General features: G+C 24.3%; 1 protein-coding gene. It reads right to left on the bottom strand.

The features are described from left to right. Positions 1-867: 867 nt before the first annotated feature. Positions 868-1,269 carry a hypothetical protein gene (locus tag ACWXVM_RS03145; RefSeq protein ID WP_455994299.1) on the bottom strand — a complete coding sequence of 134 codons (402 nt, stop codon included), beginning with the start codon at positions 1,267-1,269 and terminating at the stop codon, positions 868-870. Between the last annotated feature and the right edge of the window lie 717 nt (positions 1,270-1,986).

Genomic DNA, 1,986 nt, shown 5'->3' with positions numbered 1-1,986 from the left:
GTTTATTTTTAATTTTTTCATTAGTTATATCGGTATAAATATCTTTTCTTTTTTTTCTCAAAATCTGTTAAATTCCGGATTTCTATTTTTTTATATTTCCAAAATTTCTGTTACAAACATAAATCAAATATCATCATGTGTATTTAACTATTCTTTTAATTTAATGTCACCCTAATTTTAGATCCGTATCTTGTAATATAAAAAATATTTTTATTACCATGTTTCTTTTTATAATCATCATAACTATTGTAGATTTTATGAGGTATTTCACTTAAAAAATGGTTACCTCCACTTCCTTTTATTTAATGCGGGATGCAAATTAAAAGCGATTGGCTTAATAATGTGTAATTTATCATTAGCCGCATAACATGTTCTAATGATATTCAATGTATTTGGACTAATTTCAAGCTCGTATAAAACTATATTAATCATATTTCTTTAACTTACTATATTTTATAAATTGATCTATGCATTTATATTATCAATAATAAAAAATCAATAAATGAAAAATAAAAACCGCCAGTGGCGGTAAATTCGGCATAAAGCCTTATTTTAGTACATACTATTCTTAAGCAAGATCAGATTGTGATCAAATTTCTGTACATAATAATTATAAAGGTTTTTTTAATAAATGTTAAAAAAATATTTTAAAACCATTAATTGGCATAAAAAATGAGCCACCAATATTTTGAACTTATTTAAGTATACATTTTGAATAATTTCTAATAAAAAATATAAAAAAGCTCTACTAGGAATAGAATAATTTATAAAATTTATGTCTCTTCTTATTTTTTTATAAATCTTCATTAATTGATCGCATTAAATCTAATTCTCATTGTGAAATAAGGTCAGTTTTAACAAAAGATTCTAAAATTTCTGTTTTTTTAGATAACATTTGATTGTAGTGATATCCGGCTTCTTGATGTTTCACATTTTTTTAGCCACCGATATCTCAAGAGAAAGCTTTTTACTATATGCTATTTTCTCATACATTTGAATGTCATTTTCATTTAATTCAAAAGCTTTATATCTTTTATTGTTTATGTGAAAATAGTATTGTTGATCTGCGCCAATCATAAAAGTTACATCATTTTTTGATGTGACTTTTAATTTTTGATTTTTTTTATTTTTAGATGTTACAAATCCATTAAAAATTTGTCTTTTAATTGGCAAATCAAAATAAGCTTCGAGAGTTGCACTGTTTGGTTTTCTAAATTCATTTTTATCAGAATAGGTAATTGATTTTCTTGTTTTTATATCATTAAGCATTGCAATAATTTCGTATCTATATTTATTAGCGTCTTAATTTGTTTCAATATTTCCATCTTTTAAGAATATTGGAATTTTATTATGTGCAATTCTCTAAAAACTTTCTATATGTGGTTTTTCATTAGATACTGATGTTGTTATAAATTCAGTTGCTAATTTTGTGACTGTATCATACAAAATAGTGCTAGATTCAAGGCTATATTGATTCCATGTGCTAAATTAGCCTCTTTTTGCATAATTTAGCATTTCTTAATTTTTGTTTTCTATTTAATTGAAAATAGTTTAGTTCTATTTTATGCATAATAAGACCGCCTACAACATTTTACTATATATGTTAGGCGGCTCATTTTGTTGCGATTTAACGTATCTCTTATTTTTCAAATTGTTCCTTATATATACTCATACAGTTCCAAATTATATATAAAAAAAACTAGCTGTTGCTAGTTTTTGCGCACTTTTTCTTTTTCCTTCGTTTTGCCAGCCGACCGCGGGAGTTGCGCCTCTCTGCTCACAATATGTTAATATTATATATCTTTTTTATGAATATATTAAAAATTTTTATGATTTTTTATTTTATGTAAATTCTCAATTATTTTGCTACATTGCAATTCTCAATCATTTTGCAACATCCTATAGTTTAAAATCATTATAGGAGGTAACAGGAAATATAAAAAAATAGAAATCCAGAATTTAACAGATTTTGAGAAAAAAAGAAAA

It is taken from the genome of Mycoplasma sp. 2261 (assembly GCF_053851575.1).
The sequence above is the reverse complement of the archived record's forward strand: the minus strand, read 5'-3'. Positions and strand labels throughout refer to the sequence as shown.